The 19,312-nt window shown below is 64.8% G+C and carries 18 protein-coding genes and 2 pseudogenes; 12 read left to right on the top strand and 8 right to left on the bottom strand.

The genetic code is table 11. The features are described 5' to 3' along the window. Window positions 1-6: 6 nt before the first annotated feature. The 3 genes from SSPN_RS58445 to SSPN_RS44125 all read left to right on the top strand — a co-directional run bounded on the left by SSPN_RS58445 (window position 7) and on the right by SSPN_RS44125 (window position 2,190). Window positions 7-666 (top strand): urease accessory protein UreF, encoded by a 660-nt coding sequence (locus SSPN_RS58445; protein ID WP_010696256.1) that lies wholly within the window; start codon window positions 7-9, stop codon window positions 664-666. A 13-nt stretch (window positions 667-679) separates the two neighbouring features. Next, the gene (ureG, locus tag SSPN_RS44120) at window positions 680-1,381 is read left to right on the top strand and encodes an urease accessory protein UreG (protein WP_044574168.1); all 702 of its coding nucleotides are present in this window, start codon (window positions 680-682) and stop codon (window positions 1,379-1,381) included. Window positions 1,382-1,479: 98 nt separating this feature from the next. Further along, window positions 1,480-2,190, top strand: a complete 711-nt coding sequence (locus tag SSPN_RS44125; RefSeq protein ID WP_170121558.1) for an urease accessory protein UreD — start codon at window positions 1,480-1,482, stop codon at window positions 2,188-2,190. A gap of 276 nt (window positions 2,191-2,466) precedes the next feature. On the opposite strand, the gene SSPN_RS44130 is transcribed toward SSPN_RS44125, so the two are convergent. The 8 genes and pseudogenes from SSPN_RS44130 to SSPN_RS0116530 all read right to left on the bottom strand — a co-directional run bounded on the left by SSPN_RS44130 (window position 2,467) and on the right by SSPN_RS0116530 (window position 11,473). Further along, window positions 2,467-3,678, bottom strand: coding sequence for an aspartate aminotransferase family protein (locus SSPN_RS44130; RefSeq protein WP_063713923.1), 1,212 nt, complete (start codon window positions 3,676-3,678; stop codon window positions 2,467-2,469). Window positions 3,679-3,752: 74 nt separating this feature from the next. Next, entirely contained in the window at window positions 3,753-4,157 is a 405-nt protein-coding gene (locus SSPN_RS0116500; protein ID WP_010696262.1) for a RidA family protein, read from the bottom strand. Between the two features lie 17 nt (window positions 4,158-4,174). Next, entirely contained in the window at window positions 4,175-5,485 is a 1,311-nt protein-coding gene (locus SSPN_RS44135; RefSeq protein WP_083821746.1) for an aspartate aminotransferase family protein, read from the bottom strand. 130 nt (window positions 5,486-5,615) lie between these two features. Further along, the gene (locus tag SSPN_RS59820; RefSeq protein ID WP_337466346.1) at window positions 5,616-6,119 is read right to left on the bottom strand and encodes an MFS transporter; all 504 of its coding nucleotides are present in this window, start codon (window positions 6,117-6,119) and stop codon (window positions 5,616-5,618) included. Window positions 6,120-6,201: 82 nt separating this feature from the next. Beyond that, a pseudogene (locus SSPN_RS59825) lies at window positions 6,202-6,936 on the bottom strand (MFS transporter); the annotation flags it as partial. Window positions 6,937-6,973: 37 nt separating this feature from the next. Then, on the bottom strand, window positions 6,974-8,635 hold the full coding sequence (locus SSPN_RS0116520; RefSeq protein WP_010696268.1) for a hydantoinase B/oxoprolinase family protein: 1,662 nt from the start codon (window positions 8,633-8,635) through the stop codon (window positions 6,974-6,976). Beyond that, window positions 8,632-10,662, bottom strand: a complete 2,031-nt coding sequence (locus SSPN_RS0116525) for a hydantoinase/oxoprolinase family protein (RefSeq protein ID WP_010696270.1) — start codon at window positions 10,660-10,662, stop codon at window positions 8,632-8,634. The genes SSPN_RS0116520 and SSPN_RS0116525 overlap by 4 nt, the downstream gene beginning before the upstream one ends. 49 nt (window positions 10,663-10,711) lie before the next feature. Further along, window positions 10,712-11,473, bottom strand: a complete 762-nt coding sequence (locus SSPN_RS0116530) for an IclR family transcriptional regulator (RefSeq protein WP_010696271.1) — start codon at window positions 11,471-11,473, stop codon at window positions 10,712-10,714. Between the two features lie 233 nt (window positions 11,474-11,706). Here SSPN_RS0116530 and SSPN_RS0116535 point away from each other — a divergent pair, with 233 nt between their 5' ends. The 9 genes and pseudogenes from SSPN_RS0116535 to SSPN_RS0116580 all read left to right on the top strand — a co-directional run. Beyond that, the gene (locus tag SSPN_RS0116535; protein ID WP_010696272.1) at window positions 11,707-12,708 is read left to right on the top strand and encodes a threonine/serine dehydratase family protein; all 1,002 of its coding nucleotides are present in this window, start codon (window positions 11,707-11,709) and stop codon (window positions 12,706-12,708) included. Between the two features lie 30 nt (window positions 12,709-12,738). Then, a complete protein-coding gene (locus SSPN_RS0116540) occupies window positions 12,739-13,806 on the top strand; it encodes a DUF4392 domain-containing protein (protein WP_010696273.1) in 1,068 nt (355 codons plus the stop codon). Then, a complete protein-coding gene (locus SSPN_RS0116545) occupies window positions 13,803-14,276 on the top strand; it encodes a RidA family protein (protein ID WP_029535408.1) in 474 nt (157 codons plus the stop codon). Before SSPN_RS0116540 ends, SSPN_RS0116545 begins: the two co-directional genes overlap by 4 nt. Before the next feature lie 36 nt (window positions 14,277-14,312). Then, the gene (locus SSPN_RS0116550) at window positions 14,313-15,626 is read left to right on the top strand and encodes an MFS transporter (RefSeq protein ID WP_010696275.1); all 1,314 of its coding nucleotides are present in this window, start codon (window positions 14,313-14,315) and stop codon (window positions 15,624-15,626) included. Window positions 15,627-15,702: 76 nt separating this feature from the next. Next, window positions 15,703-16,584, top strand: a complete 882-nt coding sequence (locus tag SSPN_RS0116555; RefSeq protein ID WP_010696276.1) for a LysR family transcriptional regulator — start codon at window positions 15,703-15,705, stop codon at window positions 16,582-16,584. Window positions 16,585-16,982: 398 nt separating this feature from the next. Then, a complete protein-coding gene (locus SSPN_RS0116560) occupies window positions 16,983-17,765 on the top strand; it encodes a DUF899 domain-containing protein (protein ID WP_010696277.1) in 783 nt (260 codons plus the stop codon). After that, window positions 17,705-18,025, top strand: a complete 321-nt coding sequence (locus SSPN_RS59830; protein ID WP_237710565.1) for a hypothetical protein — start codon at window positions 17,705-17,707, stop codon at window positions 18,023-18,025. Before SSPN_RS0116560 ends, SSPN_RS59830 begins: the two co-directional genes overlap by 61 nt. Window positions 18,026-18,134: 109 nt before the next feature. Then, on the top strand, window positions 18,135-18,827 hold the full coding sequence (locus tag SSPN_RS0116570) for a GntR family transcriptional regulator (protein WP_010696279.1): 693 nt from the start codon (window positions 18,135-18,137) through the stop codon (window positions 18,825-18,827). A gap of 106 nt (window positions 18,828-18,933) precedes the next feature. Next, window positions 18,934-19,303 (top strand): annotated as a pseudogene (locus tag SSPN_RS0116580) (dihydrolipoyl dehydrogenase); the annotation flags it as partial. Between the last annotated feature and the right edge of the window lie 9 nt (window positions 19,304-19,312).

The following is a 19,312-nucleotide window of genomic DNA, read 5'->3' on the forward strand; positions in this document are numbered from 1 at the left end:
GGTCGCATGCCCATCCTGCACGCAGCAGCGCTTCTGCTGGCTGATGGTCGGCTGCCTACCGGTGGCCACGCGCACTCAGGCGGAGTCGAGACGGCGGTCGCGACCGGAGTGGTGCGCACCATTGACGAACTGCGGGAGTTCTGCCGGGGCCGGCTGCACACCACCGGCAGCACTGCGGCGGGACTGGCCGCAGCCGCCGCCAGCGGCGCTGACCTTGCGCACCTGGACGCCGAGGCGGATGCCCGCACGCCTTCGCCGGCGCTGCGGTCCATCTCCCGGCGGCTTGGCCGGCAGATGCTGCGCACAGCACGGCACCTGTGGTGGTCCGAGCGGCTGGCTGCCGCCGCAAGAACGCCAGACGGTCCGCACCACCCAGTGGTCCTGGGATGCCTGTCGGCTGCGGCCGAACTCACCCCGCGCGAGGCAGCGCTGCTGGCGGCAGTCGACTCCATCACCACTCCGGCCACAGCCGCTCTCCGGCTCCTGGGCCTGGACCCGTTCCAAGTCTCCGGGGTGCTGGCGGAACTGTCGGGGGCGGCGGATGCCGTCGCCGACAACGCGGCCATGCTCGTCGCCGCCGGAACGCTGCCGTCTGGGGCCGCACCCTTGCTTGAGGTCTACGCCGAACAACACGCCACCCTGGAGGTGCATCTCTTTGCATCGTGACGACGACCATAATCTGCACTGGGGTGGTGGAACGCTCAGCGCTTCTGTCGCGGCCCCACCGGGAGACCCAGCCGAACGAGGCCTGTGGGTGGGCATCGGCGGCCCGGTCGGAGTCGGCAAGACCGCACTGGTGGCCGCGATCTGTGAACAGCTACGGGAACGGCTGCGACTGGGTGTCGTGACCAATGACATCTACACCACCGAGGACGCCGATTACCTCAAGAACCGGGGCGCACTCCCACCCGAACGCATCGTCGCCGTGGAGACGGGGGCGTGCCCCCACAGCGCCGTACGCGACGACATCTCCGCCAATCTGGAAGCCGCCGAACAGTTGGCAAGGAAAGCACGGGCCCAAGACGGCGAGCCCCTGGACCTGCTACTCATCGAAAGCGGCGGCGACAATCTCACCATGACCTTCAGCCGGGGGCTGGTGGACGCCTGGATCTTCGTACTCGATGTTGCCGGCGGCGACGACGTTCCCCGCAAAGGCGGTCTGGGGGTCACCAGCGCAGACCTGCTCGTCATCAACAAGGTCGACCTGGCGCCCTACGTGGGTGCCGATCCCGCCCGCATGATCCATGACGGCCAAGCCAGAAGGGAAGGCCGCCCAACGGTCATGAACTCCCTGCAGCAGGATCCGGCTGCCTCGCACGTGGTCGACTGGATTCGGCATCTGCTGGACGGGCGGCAACCAGCCCGTTCCGGACGATCATGACCCGCTCCGCTGCTCCTACCGTGGGGCGAACCGGCATTCGTGCGCGGGCCCGCCTCACCGTCCGGCAGGGAAAACGGGGCCTGACCGTGCCAACCGAGATGTTCGGAGAACCCCCTTACCACCTCCAGCAGGTGGGCCGGGCCGACACCGCGCCACTCCGGGTGCTCATGAGCGGCTCCTGCGCCGGACCGCTGGGCGGTGACCACTACACCGTCGACGTCGATGTGGGACGCGGTGCGGTCCTGGAGTTCGGCAGTGCCGCAGCCGCCATCGCGCTGCCCTCCTCCGACCAGCATCCCTCCCATATCGCAACGCAGATCCATGTCGATACCGGCGGACGTCTCCTGTGGGCACCGCAACCCACCATCTACGGCGGAGGTAGTCGTCACCACACCACCACCAGCATTGAACTCCGCGATGGCGCCAGCCTCATCTACCGGGAGACACTGGCGCTGGGCCTGCACGGCAGGCTCCCGGCCATAGCCCGCTCCCACATCAGGGTCACGCTCAACGGAAAACCGTTGTGGGACCAGGAAACTGCCCTCGGAGACGAGGTCCCCGGCAGCATGGGGCCTGCCATCACCGCTGGAGCGCAAGTCCTGCAACAAACCCTGCTCGTCCGCCCCGACCTGTGGTGGCACGGCGCCACGCATGACGTACCAGCACAACTACTGGCCCCGGGTAGTTGCCTACTCCCGTTGGCAGGGGGCCCAGCACTGCTCATCAGCGTGCTGGCCAAGCACGTGGCGGAAGCAACCCGAATCTCGGCCAAAGGCTTGACCCTGGCTGGGCTCACCGACACGACCTAGCCCCGACCGACCTCGTCGCGCCTTCGCCGACGTGCTCGACACCGCACGGAGGGTTATTGGGAGACCACCCCCGCACCATCGCCGGTCACCACGATCGCGGGCAGCCCTGCGGGACCCTTCACCCCGGAAGTGCCTCCCTGCCCGGAAAGGATCTTCTCTCAGAGAACAATTTTCCTCTACAGGACAGGCACTTCCACCCGCTTCAGACCCGAATCACAGGCCCCGAGAGCCGGAGTGGCCGTCACGGACAACGCCAACTCCAGACTCCGAGCCGCATCATTGCTCCGGTGTGCCGGTATCCCCCACATTCCGCGCACCTTCAGCGACTGCCTCAATGACGTGGCTCAGATGCTTGTCATTCATTGCTGTCGAAAGAGCAAGCAGCCCGTTGGAGCCGGCCAGCACGCCACGCTCGTAAAGGGACCACCACAGCGCCTTCGTATCTGATGTCATGATCCGAAGTAGCGACCCGAAGCCGTTGACACGAACGCCAGCAGCTTCGAGATCGCCTCTCATGCTCTCGCCCTTGGCGTTGAGTGCAGAGATCGCGTCCTGATCGAAAAGCCGAAGCGCGGTGAGCCCGGCGACCATTGTCACGGGGTTGGCGGAGAACGTGCCGCCCCACATGACCGCACCAGCTCTGGCAGGGTCAAATTCTCTGAGGAACCCGGCCTTGCCGCCTACGGCTCCCACGGGGAATCCGCCGCCGATGATCTTGCCGGTAGAGATCAGGTCCGGCTCAACACCGTAGTGTTGGTGGAATCCTCCCCAACTCAATCGAAAGCTGATGACCTCGTCGATCGCCAGGAGCACGCCGTAGCGCCGCGTCAGCGCACGAAGCTCTTGCACGAACTCACGTGTCGCGGGGTTCAGCCCTGCCCTGTTCGGCATGAGGTCGATCAGGACTGCGGCGACCCTATTGCCGTGCTCTCGAAGGGCGTCCTTGAGCGCGTCCAGGTCACCCTGCGGGACCACCAGAACTGACTCTTCGACCCACTTCGGCACGCCAGCGGCCTTCGGGTCAACGACCTCGTCGCCCGTACCGTGGTAACTGCCGGCGAAACGAATGATCGTGTCGCGTTGCGTGAAGGCTCGAGCGGCACGCAACATCATGAGCACCGCTTCCGTCCCGGAGTTGCAAAAACGCCACTTCTCGACGCCGGTACGAGCGGCCAAGTATTCGGCGAAATCGACCTCATGCCGAGTCGGCAACCCGAATGCCGTTCCGCTGCGGGTAGCCGATACCGCCGCCTCAACAATCTCCTGGCGAGAAGAATGTCCATGAATCAATGAGGTGTAATTGTTGTTGCAGTCGACAAGCACATGTCCCGAAACGTCCTGAACTAGAGCACCGGAACCTGTAGCTGCATAAGGGGGGTGCGGCGGAACGTAGACCGTGGACCGGGTGATACCTCCCGGCAATACGTTCCTCGCACGTTCGGTCAGACTGGCCGCGTCTTCTGAGTGATTTGACACCTTTGTAATCATCTTCCATTTAACGGTAAACGAACACGAGCCAGCCTCACTGGTCGTGCGTCTCGAGAACGATCAGGCCCGTGCCATCAGCCTTGCCCGCGTCGCGCGGCAACAGCGTCGATCTCGACCGCCGCACCATCGCCGGCCAGATTGCTGACCTCGACGAGCGTGCTGGCAGCGCGAATGCCGGGCCAGCGCTCGTTTCGTAGCGCGTTGAGCACCGAACGATCTTCGATGCGGGTCACGTAGGTAGTCAACTTGATCAGCATTTCCGGGCTGGTTTCGGCGGCGGCCAAGATTGCCTCCAGCGAGTCGAAGATCGTTGCGGCTTGCGCTCGAGCGTCACCAGGGTCCTTGATCTTCCCGCGATCATTCAGTGCAAGCAGTCCGGAAACGTAGACCAGATCGTTGACGACGACGGCGTGCGAGAAATGTCCACGCGGTGCTGGGACTCCCGGTGCGTTGATCTCCTGACGGAAGCTTCTGGACATGAACTTTCACCTCTCCATCAATTGCTCGCGCAGGCGGTCGATATCGCCTCCAGCGTCGACGAGAATCCCTTGACCGCAACGTCCAGATCAGACTCGGTCCATGCGAGTGTTGGGCCGAATGTGCGGCTGCTGAGCCCCAGTCCGTGACTTGCGATGCCAAGGCAAAGCAGCTGCCACAACGAGTGATCGGCCCGTTCGGCGGTCGCGAAGTCAACCACCTCCTCGTCGACGAAGTGAATTCCGACGCAAGGACCGTCACCGGTAACCTGCACCGGGGTTGTCAACTCGTCGGTCACTGCCCGCAGTTCGCGGCGAAGGCGATCTCCCATCTTCGCCACGCGGGCGTAGCCGTCAGCCTCTGTCACGCGCATGGCCGCGACGGCGGCGGCGAGAGTGACTGGGTTCTGGGCGTGGGTGTTGGAAGCACTGATCGGCTGCTCGATGATGTCGGCGCGGCCGACGACTGCGGCCGTAGGAAGCCCACCACCGAGCATTTTTCCCATCACAGTGAGGTCCGGGGCCGCAAAGTCGTAGAACTCACTCGCCCCGCCGACGGCGAACCTGCACCCAGTGATTACCTCATCAAGAACGAACACGACATGGTGTTGCCTGGTCGCCGCCCTCAGTCCCGCCAGGAACTGGTCGCGCTGGTGAACGGCACCCGGGATAGTCATCATGGGTTCGGTGATCAGCGCTGCGACGGAACCCGCATGCTCGGCCAACGCTGACCTGGCTGCGTCGAGGTCGTTGAACGGGACCGTGATGACGTTGTCCTGAGCTGTCGACGCCGTTCCCGCTTTGGAAGACTGGGCACCTAGCAGAGCATCGTGCTGGCCGTGGAATCCACCCGCCATCCGGATTACTTTTTGCTTCCCGGTAAAGGAGCGTGCGAGCCGGAGCGCGTAGGTGTTGGCTTCCGATCCGGAAGGGGCGAAGATGACCCGTTCTGCGCCGGGTACCCGCTCGCACAGCAGTTCCGCGAACTCATCACGGATGAGCGAAGGGTGCATCGCCCCGCCGGGCGCACCGAGCTTCGCCATAGCTTCCTGCACCGTCGCGGAAACCGTTGGGTTACCACGTCCCAGGAAGGCCGCGTTCCAGCCGGCGTTGCAGTCCAGGAAGTCGTTGCCGTCCAGGTCGGTAAAGTGGGATCCCGCACCACGTTCGATGTACACCGGGTAAGGCATTCCAGAGTTGAAACGGGCTCGCTGCCCTTTTGCAACAAACTTTTCCGCCGCTTCGTTTGCCTTGCGAGAACGGGCCGTTCGTCGATAGTACGTATCGCGCCACACTTCGTCGAGCGCGCGCAATGGGTTTGGGCTGGCCATGTGCTAGTCCTTGTGAATCGATCTGATCATTGGCGGTCGTCGATGGTTTGGGTCGATCGCCAACACGGGTCTGTTCGGCCGAACCGCAGAATCATTGCCTGGGCAGACTTGTTCGGGCATCAGCACAGTGTCAGTCTGTTACGCTGCTCGCCGCTGGTCTGGCAGCGCCGTCGTTGGCCGTGCCTGCCTCTTGATCCATGTCCGCCCCGCGGGTTTCCCGGGTGAGCATGGCCGCAACCGCCACGATCGCGACGGCGACGCACACATAAATGACAACCGGGATCGTCGAGTTGGAGATCTGCAGCAGCCCGACGGCGATCGTCGGTGCCAGGCTGCCGCCCACGATGCCGGCCAGTTGGTAGCCGAGCGACGCTCCGCTGTAACGGTGGCTGGCTTCGAACAACTCGCAGATCCACACTGCCTGCACTCCGTACATCGCTGAGTGGAAGAGGAGCCCGCCGAGCACGGCGACGACGATGAGCACTGTGGACTTCGTATCGACCAACGGGAACACGAAAGGCATCCAGGCGATCGAACCGATGGCGCCGACCAGGGTGACAGGTCGCCGACCGTAGCGATCGCTGAGCGCGGCGAAGGCCGGGTAGGTGACGAGTTGCATGCTTGCACCGATCATCGCCGCCAGCAGCGGGGGTCAGCAGGAACGTGATGAGCAGGTAATACACGATGTCAGCGCCCGCACGGATGCCGACTACCCGGAGGATGTCGAACGGCTGCCGACGAAGCAGGTCCAGGACGGGTGAGCGGCTGACCTGAGCATCACCCTTGAGGGAACTGAAAGTGGGTGTCTCATTGACCTTCAGCCGGATGTAGATGCCGACAACAACGACAACTGCCGACAGGAGGAACGGTACACGCCAGCCCCAAGCGAGGAAGGCATCTTGGGTCAGCAGTGCGGACATCACGAATAGCACCGCGGTGCTGAGCAGGTTGCCGATCGATGCACCGACCTGCACGAAGCTGGTCAGGAATCCCCGCTGGCTGGTTGGGGCATGCTCGGCGATCATCAGGGCGCCGCCGCCCCATTCGCCGCCCAGCGCCAGTCCTTGGACGACCCGGATCACGACGAGCAGAATCGGTGCGGTGACCCCCACGGTCGCATAACTGGGTAGCAGCCCGATCGCGACGGTCGCCACGCCCATCACCACGATCGTGACGAGCAGGACTTTCTTCCGTCCAATGCGGTCGCCGAAGTGGCCCGCAATGACAGCACCGACCGGTCGTGTCACAAATCCAACCGCGAACGTCAGGAAAGCAAGCAGCGTGCCGGTGAGCGGCTCGAATGACGGGAAGAAGACCTTGTTGAAGACCAGCGCGGCAGCCGTCCCGTAGAGGAAGTAGTCGTACCACTCCAGGGAGGTACCGACCAGGCTCCCCGTAATAGCTCGGCGAATCCCGTTGTCGCGCAAGGCACTTTCCTTGCCAATGGACATTGCGTCTCCCTATGGCTGAGTGGGATGTGTTGGCGGATCACTCAACAGGCGGTGAAGTGGCCGACGTGAGATAGCCGCTCTCGATGTCCGCGTTTACCTCGTGGCCGGGCCGCTCTGCGGGATCGCCGTAGCCACCACCTCCCGGGGTGCGCATGCAGATAACGTCGCCCCGGCGGATCGAGATGTTCTCACCCTTGCTGATCATCGGTAGCGTTACCGTCTGGCCGCCAAGGCGGAACCAGGGGGCCGATGTCGCTCCGGGGCCGCCGCCGGCTCGGCCGACCGGAGCAGTCTTGGCCTGGTCGCCGAGAAGGCTCGCACGGCCAGTCTCTGCGGCGTACTCGAACTCGAAGTGCACGCCGAGTCCGCCCCGGAATCGGCCCTGCCCGGACGACCCATCGCGCAGCGAGTACTGCCGCACCCGAATGGGGTATCGCTGTTCGAGGGTTTCGATGGACTGGACGAGGCCGATGCTCATCAGTGAGCAACCGTTGGACAGTCCGTCGCCGGCTGCGTGGCCGCCGTACCCACCGCCGAGGAACACGTACATCACGAACGGCGTGCCATCCTCATCGATCCCACCGATCGACAGATTGTTGGACGTCGCCGACGAACCTGCCGGGACGCGGTCCGGCGCCGCCTCGGCCAAAGCCCCCATGACTGCCGTGATGATCCGCTGGCTCGTCTCCGCCGCGCAGCCGGCCACCGGGCGGGGTGGCTTGGCGTTGAGGAAGACCGTTTCTGGAATCACGAACGTGAGAGGCTCGAAAATGCCCGAATTGATCGGGATGTCTGGGAAGATGTGCTTGATCGCGACGATCGAGCTCGACACGGTGGCCGCGTACACCGAGTTCATCGGCCCTTCGCACGGCGGCGACGACCGGCTGAAGTCGATGGTCATTTCGTCGCCGGTCACAGTCAGTTCGACCGCGACGCGCAGCACCTGATCGACGATGCCGTCGTTGTCCATCTCCTCGGTGAACCGGTACGTGCCGTCCGGAATGTCGTTGATGTGGGAGCGCATCTGCACGGCCGAACGCTCACGCAGTGTCGCGATCACCTCGGAAACCAGATCGGGTCCGTACTCGTCGAGCAGTTCGGTCAGCCGCTCCTCGCCGGCGCGCAGCGCGGTCGCCTGGGCGTCGACATCTCCGAGGACGTCGTCTGGCAACCTCGAGTTGGCCTGAAGGATCGCGAGGATGTCGCGGTTCAAGTCCGCGCCTTCGAAGAGCCGTACCGGCGGAATTCGCAGGCCCTCCTGATAGCAGTCGCTCGCCTCCGCCGCGAAGCCGCCGGGAACCCGGCCGCCGAGATCGGGCCAGTGCCCGGTGTTGGCGAGCATTGCGAACAGTTCGCCGTGGTAGAAGAACGGCCGCACCATCTTCGTGTCCATGATGTGCGTGCCGCCGGCGAAGGGATCGTTGACCAGGTAAGTATCCCCAGGCGCCAGCTTCGGCACGGTCGAGAGCACGCTCGCCACGGTGTATTGCATGGTGCCCACGAAGATCGGGAGCCCACGGGAGCCTTGCACGATCATCGAGCCGTCAGTTGCCGAGTAGATCCCGTCGGCGCGGTCCCAAGCGTCGGAGATGACCGGCGAGAAGGCCATCCGCTCGAACACGGTGTCCATCTCGTCGGCGATCTGCTCGAGCCGGCCGCGGATGACCGCCAAGGACAGGGCGTCCACCGAGTCGTTCACAGCGCCACCTCCACGACGATGGAGCCGTTGTCGTGGACCACGGCGGTGGTGCGTGGCGGCAGGATGATCGTGGAGTCGGTCTGTTCGAGCACAAGCGGTCCTTCCAAGGTCTGACCGGGTGTCAACGAATCCCGCGACAGCACGGCTACGGGGACCGTCAGGTCATCGAAGGTGATCTCCCGGCTCGCGGTCTCCGAGATTCGCGCAGGAGTGCGGGCGCGCTGCGCCGCGAGGGACCGCGCGCCGGTGACGACAGTCCGGAGATTGATGAGTTTGATGCTGCGTGACGGAATTCGGCCGCCGTAAGTGGTCGCGTACTGCGCGAGGAACGACTCGCTCAGCCGCTCCGCGGTCCACCCCGTCTCCCTGTCGCCGAGTGGGACGCGCAGGGAGTACATCTGTTTGCTGAAGCTCATCTCCGCAAAATGCTCGACGGAGACTGCGTTCTCGGCGAACCCGTCGGCGTGCAGCACCTTTTCGCCGGTGGTGCGGTGCATCGCGAGGCTGCGTTGCACCTCCTGCTCCATGCCGCCGTCGACGGTGGCGTTCACGGCAGTCACGTAATCGTATTTCGCGTCCGCGATGAGGCAGCCGTATGCGCTCAGCGCCCCCGGAAGAGGTGGGATCAGCACGGTGCGGGCACCCACCGTCCGGGCCAGCTCGACGATATGCATCGGGCCTGCCCCGCCGAATCCGACGAGCGCGAACTTGCGTGGGTCGTAACCCTTGTCAACGCTGACGGTTCGAATGGCGCGCGCCATCTTCTCGTTGGCGATCCGGACGATGGCCAAGGCCGCAGCTTTAACGGTGATCCCGAGCGGCTCGGCGATGTGGTCGCGGATGGCGTTCTCGGCAGCCGTCGCGTCGAGCATGAAGCCCTCTTGAGTCCCCAACTGCTGCTTGGCAGCGATGCGGCCAAGCACGATGTTGGCGTCGGTGACTGTTGGGCGGGTACCGCCACGGCCGTAGCACGCGGGGCCCGGGTGCGAGCCTGCGCTCTCCGGTCCGACCTGCAGAATCCCGGCGCGGTCAAGGGAGGCGATCGATCCCCCGCCGGCTGCGATCGTGGTGATGTCGATCATCGGCAGCTTGATCGGCACGCCGTAGTCGATACTCTTCTCGGCGGTGATGGCCGGATCACCGCCGGGGATCAACGCGACGTCGAAGCTGGTGCCGCCCATGTCGCAAGAGATGACGTCGTCGAGCCCTGCGGCAGCGCCGAACGCTGCCGCGCCCACCGTGCCAGCGGCCGGCCCGGAAAGCAGGGTCCGTACCGCGAACTGGCCGGCGCGGCGAGCCGGAATCAAGCCTCCGTTGGACTGCATGACCTGTACTTCGTGCTTGAAGCCCTGGGATTCCAGGCGCTCCTGCACAGTGTCCAGGTACCGGCTCATCGTGGCTCGCACGAACGCGTTCACTGCACTGGTGTTGGCTCGCTCGAACTCACCGGCCTCCGGGCAGATCTCATGCGACGCGCTGAGTGCGACACCGGGCAACAATTCAGCTAGGGCGGCGACCAACTGCTGCTCGTGCACCGGATTCGCGTAGCTGTTGAGCAGGCATACTGCGACGCTCTCAACCGCCGCGGCCCGCAGCTCGTCGGCGAGTCGGCGGATGCCCTCGTCCTCGAGCGCGACCTCGACACAGCCTTCCGCGTCGATGCGCTCATCGATCTCGAACGACCGGCTGCGCGGGACGATGGGCGTGTACCCGCTGGTCAGTCCGTACGTGGTTGGGCGGTCACGACGGCGAAGCTCGAGAACATCGCGGAAACCACGTGTCGTGACGAGTGCGCACCGGTCACCCTTGCGTTCCAGAACAGCGTTCGTCGCGACAGTCGTGCCATGCACGATCACGTCGAGTTGTTCGATCGGGGTACCGAGCTGTCCGAGGCCGGTGAGCAGGCCCTCAGCTTGCTGCCCGGCTGTGGAGAAGACCTTTGCGATCCGGAGCTCACCACTCTCGCTGTCGTGCAACACGACGTCGGTGAAGGTGCCGCCGACATCAATTCCTGCGATGACTTCCATTCGAGCTGTACCCCTAATCCGATGAATGACTGGTTTTGGGCAGGGCCGACTAGCGGCGAGAGGCGAGGAGGGCAGTCATGGCGTCTGCGGCTGTGAGAAGAGGATCCACCCATTCCGCTGGGTGAAAGCGGCTGCTGGGGCCGGCCACGCTGAGCGCGGCGACGAGCGCTCCGCTCGCGTCGGCTATCCCGGCAGCGACTCCGGTGATCCCTTCGGCGTACTCCCCTTCGGTCAAGGCATACCGGTGCTCCCGGACGACCGGGAGCACCGTCGCCTTTAGCGAAGCTTTCGAACGCAGCGTGTGCCGGGTGACGCGGGGCAGCTCCTCGTCTGGATAAAGATTGTCTATCTCTGCCTCGGACATAGCTGCGAGCAGCACCTTTCCCGACGCACAGCTGACCAGTGGCATCCGTGTGCCGATCCCGATCTCCGCCCGCAGCACGTGCTTGGTTTCGAAGCGCTGCACGATGACCGCGTCGCGGTTGCGCGGGATCGCCAGCGAGACCGCTTCTCCCGAAATATCGGCGAGTTCCCGCATGGGCGCCAGAAGTTCACCCCCGAACCGGGCTGCGTCTGGTACGGCCGAGCCGACCTCGAACGCGGTGATCCCCAAGACGTAGAGGCTCTCGTCATTCCGCAACGCGAAATCTTGCTGCACAAGGGTCGAGACGAGCAGGTGCGCGCTGCTCTTCCCGATGCCCAGACGTCGGGCGATGTCGCTGATCCCGATGCCCTCGGGATTCTCGGCGAGCAGCTTGAGCAGGCGCAACGCCGTCGCGACCGTGCTGGACGTTCGAGAACCGTTTGACATATACGAACACCTTTCGTAAGATGCGAACAGAGGCTACGAATGCCCGCCCCGCACTGTCAAGGGTGGGCAAGTTTTGCTTCCACGAAGCCGCCGCCGGCACTTGCCGCCATCGAGCACTAAGTCATTATTGATAAAGATCGCTTATTAATATTTATCAAAAACTTCTTCTTGACCGAATAAATCCAGGGTGGTTTAGTTTCGGCAATCTCAACTTCGAGCGATTGCGATCCGGTATGACCTTCAAGCAACACCAGGATGCCAGCGGTTTTACGCTGCCTTTCGAAGCGATTACCGCTGCACATGATCGAATTCGAGAACGAATCATCGAAACGCCGCTGCTGGAGAGCGCGGCCCTCAACGCACTGGTCGGCGCACGAGTTCTGGTCAAAGCCGAGTCGTTGCAGAAGACGGGCTCGTTCAAGTTTCGTGGGGCTTGCAATCGCGCGCTGCAACTCGCGCCGCACGAGCGGTCCGGCGGAATCGTCGCCTGGTCGTCCGGGAATCACGCGCTGGCGATCTCGGCCGTATGTGCGGAACTGGGCGTGCCGGCCACCATCCTCATGCCCTTGGACGCACCCCGGGCGAAGGTCGACGGCGCCAAGAGCTACGGGGCCGAGGTCCGGCTTTACGACCGGCAAACCGAGGATCGAGAGGCACTCGGCAGGGAGATCGCCGACCGGACGAACGCGGTCATCGTTCCGCCTTATGACGATCCGGAGATCATGGCCGGTCAGGGAACGGTCGGACTCGAACTCCTCGCCCAGGCGCGCGAGGCCGGTCTAAAGCCCGACGCCGTACTCGCCAGTGCGAGCGGCGGAGGGCTGATCGCCGGCGTGGCAACCGCTGTGCGCACGACCCTGCCTGATGCACAGGTATTCGCGGTCGAACCTGAAGGCTTCGACGACCACGCACGTTCCCTTGCCGCAGGCGCACGTGTGCGGAACGAACCGGGGGCGCAGTCGATCTGCGACTCGCTCCACGTGCCCACGCCAGGAGAACTCACGTTCTCCGTCAACCACCGCCTTCTCACTGGTGGCCTCACGGTCAGCGACACCGAAGTTCGCCGAGCGATGCGGGTGGCTTTCGAGACGCTCAAGCTCGTGGCGGAGCCCGGAGGCGCCGCACCCCTCGCCGCCCTCCTCGCGGGGAAGTTGGACGTGTCCGGCAAGACCGTCGTGACGGTGCTCAGTGGCGGCAATGTCGATGCGGACATGTTCCAGTCCGCATTCTCCTGACCGCCCCACTAACCAAAACCAGGAGGTCCGATGTTGGAAAGCAGTTCTTCCACCTACCAGCGCGTGGCAGCAACGATCGACGATTTCATGATGGTCGATTACACCGGGGTGGGGTTGATTCGCAATTTGCACGCGGCACTACAACAGCGGCAGCCAGGGCCGGTCTGCATGGGCGCTGCTGAAATCATCGTTTCCAAGGTCCGCCAGGGCGGCGGGCCTGTCCTCATCGCCACCGGGTTTCCCGAAGGGGGCGGCGCGCCGGAGACCGACGGGCCCGTCGGTGCGGCCATGCTGGCACGGGCCCTGTTTCTCGGGCTGCGAACCGAGTCGGTCATCGTCATCGACGAGGACTGGGAAGAGATGATGATCGCGACGGCTCGTGGCGCGGGCTTGTGTCCCATGCCCTTCCCGGAGTCGGGCAAGATCGAGCCGATCGAGTACCTGCGACCGGTCTACATCCGGACAGTGCCGAAGGATGACGCCGCGTGCCATCGAGTCTCGGATGAACTGCTCGACCGCACGCAGCCGAGCCTGATGATTTCCATCGAAAGACCGGGCGAGAACGCAAAGGGGCTTTACCACGGACTCGGCGGAAGGCCCCTCGACGGCCTGGTCGCTGACCTCGATTACCTGTTTCGGCAAGGCCGGTCGCAGGGCATTCCGTTCATCGGCATCGGTGACGGCGGTAACGAGCTCGGCATGGGCGTGGTCGCCGATGCTCTGCCGTCGTTCTCTCCCAAGGCGGCTGACACCGGCATCCCCGGCCGCGGCGGAGTCGCTGCCGTCAACGCCGCCGACTGGCTCGTAATCTCGAACGTATCCAACTGGGGCGCCACCGGCGTCATCGCATCCTTAGCGGCCCTCCTGGAAAACCCAACAGTCTTTCACGAACCCGAGTTGGAGATCCGGAGCATCGAGGCGTGCGTGGCCTCGGGTGGCGTCGACGGGATGTTCATGGCGCCCGAGCCTGCTGTCGACGGCATCCCGGCCACCGAGTGGGAAGGCCTGCTGCGTGCGCTTCGCTCTTCGATGCTGCGCACCCTCGGCCATTCGGTCAATTGGCAGGGCGACAGCGGGGATTGGAGGCAGCTGAAGTGAAAAATGAAGACGACGCAGACCATCGACTCGCTGCATTGGGCATCGAGCTGCCAACGGTCAGCGTGCCACGAGGCAACTACGTGCCGGTGGCACATACCGGGGCTTATCTGTTCGTCTCGGGCCAAGGCCCCCGCTGGAACGGCGAACTCCGCTACGCCGGCCGAGTCGGCACCGATCTCAGCGTCGCCGACGGGCAGGAAGCGGCGAAGCTCTGTGCGCTCAACATCGTGAGCCACCTCGCCAATGCCTGTGCGGGAGACCTCTCGCGTATCGCACGCGTCGTCCGCGTCGCCGGTGTAGTTCAAAGTGGGCCGGATTTCGCCGAGCACGCGACGGTCCTGAACGGAGCATCCGACCTTTTCGTCGAGATCTTCGGCGAACGCGGCAAGCACGCCCGCATAGCCACCGGTGCGAGTTCGCTCCCATCGCGGATGGCCGTCGAAGTCGAAGCAATCTTCGAAATCTCATGACCGCCGTTGACCACCTGATGAAATTCCGAGGACCCCATGATGGAGCCCGAAACCATCGCAGTCGCCTCTCGTCCTGATCCCACAGCGATCTACCGGCGTGTCGCGCTGCACCTCATGCCGTTCCTGATGCTGTGCTACATCGCGGCATACCTCGATCGCATCAATGTCGGGTTCGCCAAACTCAACATGCAAGACGACCTGGGCTTGTCCAACGCCGCTTACGGCCTCGGTGCGGGCCTGTTCTTCATCGGTTACCTCGTCTTCGAGGTGCCGAGCAACCTCGTGATGATGCGCATCGGCGCCCGACGCACGATCGCACGCATCATGATTCTCTGGGCCATCATCTCCGCGGCGTTCGCCTTCGTGGGCGCGCCGTGGCAGTTCTACGTCTTGCGGTTCCTGCTCGGCGCCGCCGAGGCCGGGTTCTACCCGGGCGTCATCCTCTACCTGAGCTACTGGTTCCCATCGGTGCGCCGGGCCAAGATGGTGGCACTCTTCGTGGGAGCCGTACCCCTGGCGGGAATGATCGGCGCCCCGCTGTCCGGCGGAATCATCCAGGCGATGCACGGCCTCATGGGCCTGCAGGGCTGGCGGTGGATGTTCCTGATCGAGGCTGTCCCCTCGCTGGTGCTCGGATTGCTCGCCCTGAAACTGGTCGCCGACTCGCCGGCGTCGGCAAGGTGGCTTGGTCCGGGCGAACGGCGCCAGATCGAGACCGACCTCGCTGCCGAGCGCGAAGCGACGGCGCACGATGCCTCAACCACCTCGCTGCGCGCCACGCTGGCCAACCCGCGGGTTTGGCTCATGACCGCCATCTGCTTCTGCTCAGCGATCTGCTCGTACGGCGTCTCCTTCTGGCTGCCTACTCTCGTGCAACAGCTCAGCTTCGGGAACACATTTACCGTCGGCCTGCTCACCACCGTGCCCTTCGCCGCGGCCTTCGTGTTCATGTTCCTCATCGGGAGGAGTTCGGACCGGCATCGAGAACGTCGCTGGCACCTGGTCGTTCCGTTCGCGCTGGTCTGCGCCGGCCTCACCACAAGCGTCGTTCTGCACGGCACACAATGGGCGGCGTTCGCAGCCCTGACCGTTGCGGCCATCGGGGCGTACAGCACAACGGCGATGCTCTTCTCAATCCCGGGCCTGTTCCTGGGCGGAGTGGGGATGGCGGCCGGCGTCGCGCTGATCAACTCCCTAGGCGGCTTGGGAGGTTTCACAAGTCCCTACATCGTCGGCCTCGTCGCGGACGCTACCGGCACCACCGACAACGGCGTCTACTTCATCGCGGCAGCTGCGGTCGTCGGGGCTGTCCTGACCTTGGCGCTTCCGCGACGCCTCGTGAACCGATGAACCTGGACATGCCGTGGAGGCATGTCCTACGGTTTGCTACCCGCGAATCGCGAGAGCGGAAAGCCAGGAACCGCCGTTGCTCAACCTGAACAGTCTCGAGACCTTCTACTGGGTGGCCAAACTCAACAGCTTCCACAAGGCGGCGTCGAAGGTCCATGCCACGCAGCCCGCCGTTTCCCACCGCATCGCCGCCCTCGAGAAGGACCTCGGCGTGACACTTTTCGAGCGGACCACACGTTCTGTGCAGCTGACACCGCGCGGACGAGCACTTCTCGAGTACGCCGAGCGATTCCTACGACTGCACGCCGAAATGCTCACAACCGTCACAGGATCGGATTCGCTGGTTGGCACTGTTCGGCTGGGCGTGGCCGAAACGATCGTCCACACCTGGCTTACAGATTTCCTCGAGTCCGCCCACCACCGCTATCCCGACTTGGTAATCGACATCTCCGTCGACATCACACCAGCAATGCGGCACGCCGTCGCCGATGGCGTGCTCGACATGGCCTTCCTACTCGCCTCACCACAGCAATCCGATGCACTTATCGAGAAGGAACTGTGCCGTTACAACCTCAACTTCGTCGCCTCGCCAGACCTGCGCATCGGCCCTGGCCCTCTCACCGCAGAGGCGTTATCACGTCATCCGGTTATAACACTCCCGAAAGGCACGTACCCGTACACCCTCCTGCGCGACTGGCTCGCCGTCCCGGACAATCATCCACCCCGAATATTTGCAACCTGGTCGATGTCCACGATCATCAAGATGGCAGTCGACTGCATCGGCATCGCCGTCATACCAACAGCAGCCGTGGAACAAGAAATCGAACAGGGCATCTTGGAGATCAAGGAGGCCGAAATCGAACTGCAGGACTTCGTCTTCGCAGTCACTTACGCCGACGGAGCGGACCTTCGCATCCACGACGCGCTCACCCGGCTGGCCAAGCAGGTAGCTCGCTAATCATTGGTGTTGCCGACCCGGATCTCCGCGCGCAGCACGTGTCAGCACGGCGCTCGCCGGGGCCCTCTGAGGCCGTCATCGCGCTGGCCTCAGAAACCGTCGTTTGGGGACACCGCCTCTCTCGGCAACTGCGCCGCACGCTTGGTGACAGCCAGTTCTGTTTCCAGCGATACGCCGGCGAGCGGCGACCAGGTCGAGTACCTCGCGGCGAACCCCCGGCAGGTATCTCCGGGGCATACGGCGGAACCTCCACATGAGTTCGAGCGCGTCTGTGAACGTGTCAGCCCGACGTGGTCTTGCAGGCTCGGCCGAGGGCCCCCCTGCCGCGATGAGTTCCGGCCGGGTCGCGAGTCTGTTCTGGTGACCGTCGTAGGGCACGAGACACCACGGAGGACTCCATGACGACCACGCCGGACGACCCGACCACCGCGCTGCCAGGCCGCCCGCCCGTCGTTGACCTGGCCACCTGGCAGACCGCCCGTGACGAGCTTCTGGTCCGCGAGAAGGCCCACACCCGCGAGGGCGACGCCCTCGCCGCGGCCCGCCGCCGGCTGCCGATGGTGGAACTCGACGGGACGGTCGAGGTCGTCGGACCCGACGGCCCTGTCCCGTTCCTGGACCTGTTCCAGGGCCGCGACGAGCTCGTGGTCTACAAGCACATGTGGTACGACGGCGCGCCGCACCAGGGGCAGTGCGAGGGCTGCACGACCACGGCCTGGCACCTGAAGGACGCCGTCTACCTCAACGCTCGCGGCGTCTCGTTCGCCATCCTGACCACTGGCCGGTGGGACGAGGTGGCCTCCTACGTCGAGTTCATGGGCTACACCCAGCCCTGGTACTCGGTGCGCGACGTGGACGCGCCGGTCGGCGGCAGCATGGGTTACATCACCTGCTTCCTGCGCGACGGCGAGCGCGCGTTCCTCACCTACTCCACGACGGGCCGTGGGAACGAGCCGGTCAACGGATCCCTCGGCCTACTCGACATGACGCCCTACGGCCGCGACGAGGCGTGGGAGGACAACCCCGAGGACTGGCCCGAAGGGCACCACTCGTGCTGGTTCTGGCGCTCGGACGCGGACGGGAACGCCACCTGGGGCCCGACCAGCCGCCCCGTGCCGCAGTGGATCCGCCCCGGCGCGACCCCCGTGGAGACCCTCGGCCGGCACGGCCACCACCACTGACCTGTGCTCCGAGAACGTGCAGGCGCTCGACCGCTGCGGCCCCCAAGGCCCCGAAGCCCTGCGCGGATGCCGAGGCCGTCACGACGATCAGCACCGGCGCCATCATCGGCGCAGCCACCGACGTCCTCGCCCGGCCAGGCCCGTCCGTGCTCGCGCTGCTGGGCGCCAGCGGCCAAGCTCCAGACCAGATACGGGCCGTGCATGCGGTCCGGCCACTGACCGCGCTGGCGGTGTTCGACCTCGACCGCGCCCGCCGGTGACCGGCCGGACCGTGTTCAAGACGGTGGGATCGGCGCTGATACCTTACACATCAGGTTTTAAACAGGACTAGGCTGTGCGGCGAAGGTTTGACATTACGAGAGGGTTCGCATGTCCGATCCTGCCGCGGCGACCACACCGTCCACGGGGCTTCGACGCCAGAGTCTGCGCGACGACGCGGCCGATGTGATCCGCGCGCAGATCGTGTCCGGAGAGCTCCAGCCAGGAACGCTCTACGCGATCGGCCAGATCGCCGAGCAGCTGCAGGTTTCGATCACACCCGTCCGCGAGGCGCTGCTCGACCTGACCAAGGAAGGGCTGATCGAAATGGTGCGCAATCGCGGCTTTCGCGTCCGCGTGCTCACCGATGCCGACCTGGACCAGATTCTGCAGATCCGGCTCATGCTGGAAGTCGGCGCCGTCCGCGAGATCACCGCGCACGGCCTAGTCGGCGATTTCGCGGCCCTGCGTGACCTCGCCGATCGCACTCAGAAAGCCGTTCTCGCCGACGACTTGATCGGCTACCTCGGCATCGACCGACAGCTCCATCTGGCCCTGCTGGCGCACCTCGGCAACCCTCGGCTGGTGGATTTCGTCGGCCAACTCCGCGACCAGACACGGCTCTACGGTCTCGACCGTTTGGCCAGCACACAGGTACTGCTGACATCCATCCGGGAACACGACGAGCTCCTCGACGCCGTCGAAGCGGGCCGGACCGAAGACGCGATCGAAGTCATGAGGCGACACCTCGAGCACGCGCGCGGGCTCTGGGCAGGCCGGACGGAGTCCAAGTCCGACGGCTGAAACAACGCCGTCACACCTCGGCACGGTTCGTATGCAGGGAAAGATCAACCCGCCGCGGGCCCTGGACTGCCAGCACGACGACGCCCACGAGCAGCCACCCGAGCGCCTGAACCCGCTGCCGGTCGACGAGGCGGGGCATCCCCCGCGTGACCTACTCCCACCCCGAGGTCTCCTCAGTCGGCCGCACCGGGGCCGCCGCCAAGGAGCAGTACGGCGAGGTGCAGATCTTCACCTACGACCTAACCGGAAACGACAAGAACCAGATCGTCAAGACCGCCGGTGCGGTCGAGCTCGTGCGCGCCGCCGACGGCCCGCTCGTCGGACTGCACGTGGGCGGCGACCGCGTCGGCGAACTCGTCGGCGAAGCCCAGCTCATCTATAATCGAAGGCCAATCTCGTGCACGCCAACCCGGACCGAAGCCCTCGGCGAGGCCCACCTCGCCCTGGCCAGCAAACCGCCGCACGTGCACGGCTGACCAGCCCGC

The sequence above is a fragment of the Saccharopolyspora spinosa NRRL 18395 genome, from assembly GCF_000194155.1.
GTDB lineage: Bacteria > Actinomycetota > Actinomycetes > Mycobacteriales > Pseudonocardiaceae > Saccharopolyspora > Saccharopolyspora spinosa.